The sequence below is a fragment of the Pseudomonas citronellolis genome (assembly GCF_029335315.1).
In the GTDB taxonomy this organism is placed as follows: domain Bacteria; phylum Pseudomonadota; class Gammaproteobacteria; order Pseudomonadales; family Pseudomonadaceae; genus Pseudomonas; species Pseudomonas citronellolis_A.
Genome location: NZ_JARJLT010000297.1, coordinates 1 through 7,424, shown reverse-complemented (window position 1 = coordinate 7,424; position 7,424 = coordinate 1). Strand labels below are relative to the sequence as shown.

The window sequence follows — 7,424 nt, the reverse complement described above, 5'->3', positions numbered from 1 at the left end:
AGCAGAATGTGGGTCAGCACGAAGGGCTGCAGGCCGAACGAGGTGATGATCTGGTTGAGGCTGTCGACGCCGAAGTTGGCGTACTTGAAGTAGCCCAGCACGCAGAGGTCGACCACCACGCCGAGGATCAGCCAGCGCCTGGCCGCCAGGGTGCGTACGCCGGCGGCGCCGATGCGCAGGCCGATCCAGTAGTTGAACAGGGTCACGCCGGCGAACAGCGCGAGGAAGTCCACCCGCCACCAGGCGTAGAAGACGTAGCTGGCCACCAGCAACAGCAGGTTGCGGTAGCGGTTCCCGCTCAGGTAGTACAGGCCGAGGAAGATCGGCAGGAACAGGAACAGGAACACGTTGGAAGAAAAGACCATTGCGCGTCTCTCTCTCAGGAGCGTCGTACCCTGGGTGGCCCCAGCCCTTCCGGCGCCTGTCGGCGCGCAAGGAAAAGGCCGGTGTGACCCGCCGTTTCCTCCCCGTTGTGTCGCCAAGGTGATGCGCCCGCCCGGCGTCTTCGCGCGTGGGTCGGGGGTTCCGCGTGTGCGGGATGCAGCGGCCTGGCGGCGGATAACGCGGAGCGTTATGCGCCCTCGCCTGGGGCCGCCCGAACGTAGGGCGGATAACCGTTCGCGGTTATCCGCCGTTGCCGTGCTTGAACACCTCCGTCAGGTCCCCGCCCAGCCGGTAGTTGCCGAGCGGCCGCCGGGCGTTGCGCCAGGCCAGTTCCTGGGCGTTGCAGGTGTAGAGTTCGCAGTAGGGTTCCAGCCAGGCGAACTTGCCGTCTTCCTTCAGGTCGTCGGCTTTCTGTTCGCTGCGCGCGCGGGCGGCCAGGGGGCTGGGGTCCTGCACGCTGGCCATTACCTGTTCGGCCAGGCGTTGCAGCGCGCCGCCGTTCTCCGGGCGCAGGTCGACGCCGTTGGCCTGGGCGAAGGTGGCGATCATCACCAGCGGGTTCAGGGCGTAGTTGTGGTAGGACAGGGCGCGCTGGCGGCGCTTGAGCTCGTTGGGCAGGTAGCCCTGGGCGTCGACCTGGCTGGCGCCGACCTTGAACACGCCCACCGACCAGTCGAACAGGTCGCGGCGGTTGGTGGCCACGGCGCTGGACATCACCGCCCAGGCCGCCCAGTAGCTGTGGTTGTTGATCTGCTTGAGCGGCAGGTCGCTCCAGTCGTCGACCACCTGGTCGGCGAGCTTGCCGAACCAGCGCTCGATGTCCCGCGCCTGCTGCGGGGCGACGGCCAGCGGTTGGCTGCTGGAGAACTTCAGGCGCAGGTAGGCCGACGATAGGCTGCCCAGGGCCCACTTGCGCATGGACTTGCCGGTGTGGGTGAAGTCGGTGCTTTCCAGGGCGTCGGCCCGGGCCCACGCCGACAGCCATTTCAAGGCGCAGTCGCGGTCGTTCTCGTTGCCCTTGCGCAGGTAGCGCGTGACCAGCTTGCTGGTGCCCGACTCCATGGCCGTGATGTCGGCGATCTGCTGGTGGTAGCGGCGCTCGGCGTCGCGGTTGAGGGTGGCGCGCGCCGAGTCGGAGCCTTCGTATTTGCTGGTGATCCGCAACTCGCCGGTATAGGGCGTGGGCACCGCCGGACACAGGCTGTCGTCGCTGTCGGCGCGTGGCACCGCGGCGAAGTAGCCCGCCGGTGGTTTCAGCGTGTGGTTCTGGCAGCCGGCCAGGCTGGCCAGCAGCAGGGCACAGGCGCCCAGGGTACGCAACGTGAGAGGGGGCATGGTCAACTCCGTTTGGCTGGGGCGCCGCTGTCAGCCACCCGCGCGGCGGGGGCCTGGCACAGGCGGGCGTCGACTTCGAGGGGGCCGCTGAAGGGCGGCGGCTGGACATCCAGGGCGAGCACCTGGTGATCGCGCCAGTCGGCGTCGTCGCGCAGGCTGAAGACGAAGCGCCCGCCGTTGTCGGCCAGCGACGGCAATTCCAGCTTGAGGTTTTCCTGGCGGCCGTTCATGTACCAGACGGTGATCTCGACCCGGCGCACGCCGGGGTCGCTGAAGCGCAGGTCGGCGATGGTCCGCCCTGAGGTGATGGGGCGGCCGTCGCGATTGAGCAGCAGTTCGTTGCGCCCTGCGTGCAGGCGCGTCTTCTGGCTGAGCAGTGGTTCGGCGTGGTTGCAGCCATCGCTGCGCACCAGCGGCAGGAGCTGCCGGTAGGTCTTGGCCTGGTCCAGGTCTGAGTAGGTGGCGAACTCCCAGATCAGCAGTTTCGGTGGCCGCCGGTGGAAGGCCGCGCTACCGGTGTAGAGCAGCAGGGCGCCCTCCAGGTTGCCGCCGTCCACCGCGACGTTGAACACGTCCAGGCCGCTGTACTGGCGCAGGAACCCGTCGAAGTTGTATGCCGGCCCGCTGTTGGACGTGCCCGCCAGCACCACGTCGGGCTGCTGGTTGTCGTCGAACAGTTGGCTGGCGCCATCGCTCGCCTGGACCGGCGCCGTCTGGTACTGGGTGAAGTAGAGGGGCGCGTAGCTGCCGCCGCAGATTCGTTCGGCGGCGCGGTTGAGGCTGCCGTACTTGGGCAGCAGGCCGGCGCGGTGGGTCTCGAAGGCCTGCGCCGGGTGCTCGCGGGTGATCCTGGCGTATACCGGCAGGCGGCGGATCGCCTCGGCGACGATCTGTGCGCTGCGCCGCGAGCCTTCCGGCGTCCAGTGGTGGTCGCCGGCGAAGAAGAACGGGCTGCCGATGGCGCCGTCGAACAGCGGCGACAGGTCCGGGGCGTGGATGCCCAGGCTGCGGAAGCGTTCGAGAGTGGCCAGGTAGCTGCGTCGTGCCTTGTCGTAGTCGAAGCTCGCGCGCTCGCGTTCGTCGAGCTGGTTGCGGTCGACCAGGCCACGGGTGGGCATGTACACCACCAGCAGTTCGACGCCCTTGGCCTGCAGCGCGTCGTGCAGGGTCTTGAGCTGGCTCCAGCCGGTCGCGGTGGTACCGAACTGGGTGTTCAGGTCCAGCTCGCTGCGGAACAGCCAGTCGCCGCGCCCGGCGTGCAGCGTGCGGAACGCCTGCAGGTAGCCGCTGGCGTAGGCTTGTGGCGCGGCGGCCTGCGGGCAGAGCTGGCAGCAGGGTTCGGCGACATAGCTGGGCGGCGCTTCCGCTGCGCTGGCGCCATGGGCCAGCCCCAGGGCGCCGAGCAGCAGGACGGGGGTGAGGTGTCGGTTGCGTGGGGTCATGGGTGGCGAGCCTTGTTGGGGGTGTCGTCCGTGGCGTCGTCCTGGTTGCGCACCAGCACGGCCTGTTTCTGGCGCACGAGCAGGTCGAGCAAACGTGGCTGGTCTTCACCGAGAATGCCGCGCAGGCTGATGCCCGAGGCCTTGCTCGGGGCGAGCATGTCGACGTTGTACAGGCGCAGGCTGCGCGGCGAGTCGGCGGAGATCGGCCCGGAGCCATTGCCGATCAGCTTGTCGCCGACCACCTGCAGGGACACGCGCGGGTCGAAGGGGTCCAGGGTCAGGTTGCGGTGGGTGCCGGTCAGGTCCTTGGTGTGGGCGTAGATGCCGAGCAGCCGGTTGCCGGCCACGAGGTTCTTGTAGACCCGCACGTTGAGGCTGTTGCGTACGCGGATGCCGTGGCGCTGGTTGCCCAGCACACGGTTGCCGTAGATCAGGGTGCTGGGGCTTTCGTAAATCGTGATGCCGTCGGACTGGTTGCGCACGACGTCGTTGTAGGCCACCAGGTTGTTGACGCTGGAGCGGTCGACGACGATGCCGGAGAGGTGGTTGTCGTGGGAGCGGTTATGGATGATCCAGCTGTCGGTGACCTCGCGGGAAACGATGATGCCGTGCTTCTTCCTGGTGCCGAAGGTCTCGTTGCCGGCGATGATCAGCCGTCGCGAGCGGTCGTGTGGGTCGATGCCGTAGACGATGTTGTCGCGGTAGGTGTTGCCGAGGACCACCACGTCGTCGGCCTCGTAGCAGTAGAAGCCGTACCAGTGGTCGATGAACTCGGAGTTAAGCAGCCAGCCACTGGGCCGCGAGCGTTTCATCAGCGGGCTCATGCCGGGGCTGTATTGCGAGATGCTCACGCCGTAGGCCTTGGAGGCGGAATAGCCGAAGCTGGTGACGACGCTGTCGACGATGTAGGTGTGGGTGCCGCCCCAGGCGATCAGGTAGGGGCGGAAGGTTTCCGGGTGGCCGTCGTACCAGGCCGGCGTGCCGCTCTTCTCGCGCCAGGCGGTGAGCCGGGTGCCGGTGACGAACAGCTGGCCGTCGTTGACCAGGAAGGCGCCGGCTTCCTGGGACAGGCGCAGCTCCTTGACCGATTTGTCGATGTGCAGCGTCGCGCCAGGCCGCACCACCAGCGGCAGGCGCAGCAGGTAGGTGCCCGGCGAGACTTCCGCCAGCGCGCTGCGCGGCAGGCTGCGCGCCAGTTGCGCGAGGGTCATGTAGCCGCCTTCGACGAAGATCGCCATCGGCATCTGGTGTTGCCGCACCACCCATTCGCGCAGGCGGTCCTTGCCGCCGATGAATTCGTTGAGGCTGTCTTCGCCGAGCATCCGCGCGGTCACTGCGCGGCCGGCGGGGCTGCGGCGGATCTTCGCCTGGACCGCCTCGGCGGTATAGCCGGACAGGTCGGGCAGGCTCGGCGGCGCCAGGTTCAGCGGGGTGATGGGAACCTGGTCCAGCTCCAGGTGTTCCTGGGCTCGCAGCCCGGGCGCGAGGCCGCCGAGCCAGGCGGCCAGCAGGCAGGCGATGAGGGCGGGGCGGGGGTGCGCGTGCATGGCGAGAACCTTCACAGGTGCCAGATGAAGTCGATGAAGGCGTGGTGCATCCGCGAGTCCGCCTGGCGGCCGTAGGCGCCGCCGGGCTGGAACAGGCCTCCGCGCAGGCGCACTTGCGAGCCTTCGTCGGTGCCGAAGGGCAGCAGGCCGGGTTTGAAGTAGCGGGTCATCACCAGGTCGAACTCCTGGCCCAGGTCGTTGGAGTCGTTGACCAGGGGCGCGCGGATGGCGCTGTTGCCGATGTCCGCGTCGCCGTCGACGCGCCGGAAGCGGTGGTAGACCAGGCTCAGGTCGTAGTCGTCGTGCAACTGCCAGGCGCCGAACAGAGTGAGGTCCTGCAGGTTCGCCAGTTCGCCGCGGAAGGCCTCGCCGAAGCGCGAGACGCGAGCGCGGGTGCCGGTGAAACTGGAGCGGTTGCTTTCCAGGCCGGTCTGCTGGAACTGCCGTTCCTCGCCGCCGCTGCCTCGGGCGTAGGCGATACCGGCGCGCCAGTTGTCGTCGATGTTCCAGCGCAGGCCCAGGTCGATGGCGTAGGCGTCCACCTGGTCGCTGCGCTTGCCGCTGGCGACGCGTTCGCCGTCCACGGCGGTGCTGGTCAGATGGTTACGGTCACCGAACAGTGAGACGAAGCTGGCCCAGTAGTTCAGCGGCAGCGGCGAGCGATGGTCGTAGCCATCGCCATTGGCCTCCACGCCGACCCAGGTGAGGTTGCCGTTGGAGCGCTTGTCGCTGGCGTCGATGACCTCGCCGGGGTCGCGCAGGCCGCCGCGCTCGTCGATGTGATGCAGGGTCAGGATGGCGTGCTGGCGCGGCAGCCACTGCACCGAGAGGTCGCCGAAGAGGTGGGTGCGGTCGCGGTCCTGCGGGGCCAGTTCGTCGAGGTCGGTGCGGTAGTCCGAGAAGCGCTGGGCGACGCCGAGGTTGCTTGTGAGCAGGGTGGTGTCGAAGGTCCACTGCAGCGCCTCGATGTTGCTGTCGCGCCAGGTGCCGCTGGTCTCGCGCAGGCGCTGGCGGCCCAGGCGCAGGTGCTCGCCGGGGTAGCGGGTGAGGCCGGCGTAGTCCACCCAGAACTCGCGCAGCGCCAGGTAGCTGTCGTCGCCCTGGCGATCGTTGTCGCGGTTGCCGCCGGTGAGTTCGTCGGATTGCAGCGTGTCGGTCTGCACGCTGTCGCTGGCGGCCACGGCCTGGCCCATGCTGTAGGCACTCCAGTCGCCCCACTGGCCGAAGGCCCAGGGGCGCAGGTCGAGGCCGACGCCGTTGAGGTCGCCGCCGTGGCTGGTGCCCAGGTCGCGATCGTCGAGGGACTCGAGGGTGGCCTTGAATTCCAGGCCGAAAGGCCGGGAGGCGTCCTCGGCGTGGGCGATCCCGAGCAGGCCGAGGCCGGCGGCGAACAGGGCCAGGCGCAGGCGCGCAGGGGCGAAGGGAACGTCGGGAGTCATGGCGATAGCGCTTCCTGGGTGGTCGGTGGGCGGCCGGGAGCGGCCGCGAGGGGGGCGCCGCGGCTGCCCAGCTCGCGGCCGAGCAGGGTCTCGGCCTGCTGGCGGGCGGCGGGGGACAGTTGCGTCTGCAACTGGGCGAGCAGGGGCGTGGCGTCGGGCAACTGGTTGCCCTGGGCGATCCGTGCGAAGACGTAGGCGAAGCCGGGGTTGGGTTTGATTCCGCGGCCTTGCGACCAGAGCTGGGCCAGGGCCAGGTCGGCATGGGCGTTGCCGGCCCGCGCGGCGACGATCAGGTGGTCCACGGCCTTCTGCGGGTAGACCTTGCCGAGGTAACCACGGCGGTAGATCTGCCCGAGGTAGTAGTGCGCCTGCGGCTCGCCTGCGGTGGCCGCCAGCAGGTGGCGCTCGGCCTCCTGCGGGTCGCGCGGCAGCCAGCGGCCGTCGTAGTAGAGCCGCCCGAGCAAGAGTTCGGCGCGGCTCGGCGCGGCGTCGTGGCCCTGCTTCAGGTAGCCGAGCAACTGTTCGACGTCGCCCAGCTCCGGGTAGCCGTACTGCAGCTTGGCCAGCGCGATCCAGGCCGCCGGGTAGCGCGGCGTCAGCGTGTCGAGCAGGGCCTGGGCGGCCTTGGGGTCGGGCGTGCCGAGGCTGGGGTCGGCGAGCACTTCGGCGACCGATTGCACCCGCTCGGCGGGCAGCCGCCCAGCCCGGTAGGCATCGCCCAGGCGTTGCAGGTGATCCTGCTGTTTCTGCGTGGCGCCCTGCAGTTGGTAGACGCTGGCCAGTTCTACCCAGCACAGGTCCATCTGCGCCAGCGCCTGCCGGCAGGTGCGTTCGATCTCGTCCAGGTGCTGGGCGATGCTGCCCTGGGCGCGGTACAGGGCGACCTGGGCCAGCGGCGCTTGCGCGAAACCCTGGGCGCGCCAGCGATCCACGCGCTGCTGCGGCGAGGTGCTCGGCCAGTTCTGCGGGTATTGCAGGTAGAGCTGCAGCAGTGGCAGCAGCAGGTTGCCGTCGCCCTCGTTCAGCGCCTGGGTCAGCAGCTGTTCGGCTTCGTAGCGTTCGGCGTCACTGGCGCCGGGTTTGGCCGCCAGCCATTTGCCCAGGGGCACGCGGCCTTGCGCCGAGCTTTGCGCGGCCTGGCGGTACAACGCCTCGGCGCGGATCAGCGCGGCGGGGTCGCCGCTGCGGACCTGCAGGTCGGCCAGTTTCAGGCTGGCGTCCGGGTAGCCCAGGTCGGCCAGGGCCTGGTAGTTGCGCTCGGCGGTCGCGCTGTCGCC

5 protein-coding genes and 1 pseudogene are annotated in these 7,424 nt (G+C 69.2%); all 6 read right to left on the bottom strand.

The window, feature by feature from the left end:
- Positions 1 to 365: pseudogene (locus tag P3W75_RS22310) on the bottom strand (MBOAT family O-acyltransferase); the annotation flags it as partial.
- Between the two features lie 259 nt (positions 366 to 624).
- Positions 625 to 1,719 (bottom strand): mannuronate-specific alginate lyase, encoded by a 1,095-nt coding sequence (locus P3W75_RS22305; RefSeq protein ID WP_276229492.1) that lies wholly within the window; start codon positions 1,717 to 1,719, stop codon positions 625 to 627.
- Positions 1,720 to 1,721: 2 nt separating this feature from the next.
- Positions 1,722 to 3,161 (bottom strand): alginate O-acetyltransferase, encoded by a 1,440-nt coding sequence (locus P3W75_RS22300; protein WP_276229491.1) that lies wholly within the window; start codon positions 3,159 to 3,161, stop codon positions 1,722 to 1,724.
- On the bottom strand, positions 3,158 to 4,708 hold the full coding sequence (gene algG, locus P3W75_RS22295) for a mannuronan 5-epimerase AlgG (protein ID WP_276229490.1): 1,551 nt from the start codon (positions 4,706 to 4,708) through the stop codon (positions 3,158 to 3,160). The genes P3W75_RS22300 and algG overlap by 4 nt, the downstream gene beginning before the upstream one ends.
- Positions 4,709 to 4,719: 11 nt before the next feature.
- On the bottom strand, positions 4,720 to 6,147 hold the full coding sequence (locus P3W75_RS22290; protein ID WP_276229489.1) for an alginate export family protein: 1,428 nt from the start codon (positions 6,145 to 6,147) through the stop codon (positions 4,720 to 4,722).
- The coding region (locus tag P3W75_RS22285) for an alginate biosynthesis protein AlgK (protein WP_276229488.1) at positions 6,144 to 7,424 on the bottom strand (1,281 nt) is incomplete at its 5' end. The genes P3W75_RS22285 and P3W75_RS22290, both read right to left, overlap by 4 nt.

Coding starts and splice junctions, on each gene's coding strand:
- P3W75_RS22305 (WP_276229492.1), bottom strand. CDS start 1,719: ATGCCCCCTCTCACGTTGCGTACCCTGGGCGCCTGTGCCCTGCTGCTG.
- P3W75_RS22300 (WP_276229491.1), bottom strand. CDS start 3,161: ATGACCCCACGCAACCGACACCTCACCCCCGTCCTGCTGCTCGGCGCC.
- algG (WP_276229490.1), bottom strand. CDS start 4,708: ATGCACGCGCACCCCCGCCCCGCCCTCATCGCCTGCCTGCTGGCCGCC.
- P3W75_RS22290 (WP_276229489.1), bottom strand. CDS start 6,147: ATGACTCCCGACGTTCCCTTCGCCCCTGCGCGCCTGCGCCTGGCCCTG.